Annotated in this window: 2 protein-coding genes; both read right to left on the bottom strand. The window is 68.9% G+C overall.

Going from position 1 to position 1259, the window contains the following annotated elements:
• Positions 1–789, bottom strand: a 789-nt coding sequence (locus tag Q7S93_RS05125) for an acyl-CoA dehydrogenase family protein (RefSeq protein ID WP_304712663.1), incomplete at its 3' end; no start/stop codon positions are given.
• The coding region (locus Q7S93_RS05120; RefSeq protein ID WP_304712662.1) for an acyl-CoA dehydrogenase family protein at positions 789–1259 on the bottom strand (471 nt) is incomplete at its 5' end. The genes Q7S93_RS05125 and Q7S93_RS05120, both read right to left, overlap by 1 nt.

The raw sequence follows: 1259 nt of genomic DNA, 5'->3' as shown, positions 1-1259 counted from the left end.
CATGTGCTTGACCGCCTGGAAGGACCCAATCGGCCGGCCAAACTGCACGCGCGTGCCAGCGTAGGCCACGGCCTGTTCGATCATAGCCGTGCCGGCGCCCAGGATGTCGGCGGCCAGCATAATGCGCCCCGCGTCGATGATCCGGCGGGTGGTCCGGCCGCCGCCGCCGGGCAACGGATCGGCCTTGACGCCCGTCATCCGGAGTTCGCCGACTGAGCGGGTCTTGTCGATGGTCGTCAGCGGAATCTGCGTGAGACCGGGCGCGTCGGCAGCGACCAGGTGCAATGCGCCGGTGGTGTCCGCCACCACGAACAGGTCGGCGTCCGCAGCGTCGAGCACGAACAACGCTGTCCCGTCCAGCCACCCGTCCCTGGCGACCACCCCGACCCCGTCCCGGCCCTCCACGGCTTGGCTGACCGCGACGGCCGCCCTCGCCGCGCCGCTCGCCAGCTTCGGCAACCACGCGCGCTGTTGACTGTCGGACCCGCCGAGCAGGATCGCCAGCGGCGCCATGACATGCGCGCCCGCGAAATGCACCGGCGCGACACTGAAGCCGAGCGCTTCAGCCACAAGCGCGGCTTCCAGCAGGCCAAGGCCCATACCGCCGAATTCCGCGGGAATGATGACCCCCGGCACGCCGAGATCGGCCAGGCCCGTCGCGACATCGGGGCTGTAGGGCGTCGCCGCGGCGGCGATGTCGCGCACATGCCCCAGCGGGGACTGTTCGCTGAGGTAGCGGGTCACCGCATCCTGGAGCATGCGCTGTTCGCTCGAGAGACCGAAATCCATCAGAGGCGGCCCCAATCCGTCGCGAGCTTCGGCTCACGCGGCATGCCGAGCCCCCGCTCGGCGATGATGTTCTTCTGAATCTGCGCAGTGCCCCCGCCGATGATCAGGCCAAGCTGGAACATGTAGGCCTGCTGCCAGCCGCCGTGGGCGCGCAGGTGCGGACTACTTTCGTAGAGCACGCCGAGCTCGCCAAGAGCGTCGATGGCCAGCGCCGATATCTGGTGTGCCAGCTCGCAAGCCTGCAGCTTGACGATTAGCCGCGCGAGCCCTGCGTCGCCACCGTTCGCCGAGGCGCTCAGGACGCGGAGCCCATTGAACTTCATCGCCGCGAGTTCCGCCTGCAGCCGCAGCAGACGATCTCGCAGGATCGGGTTGTCCATGATCCGGCCATCGCCGGCGGTCTCAGTCCGCATCAGCTCCGCCAAGGCAAGGAAGCGGCTTTCGAGCTGGCCCGGGTCCCCCAGCATTCC

This window comes from Phenylobacterium sp., from assembly GCF_030646615.1.
Lineage (GTDB): Bacteria > Pseudomonadota > Alphaproteobacteria > Caulobacterales > Caulobacteraceae > Phenylobacterium.
The sequence above is the reverse complement of the archived record's forward strand: the minus strand, read 5'-3'. Positions and strand labels throughout refer to the sequence as shown.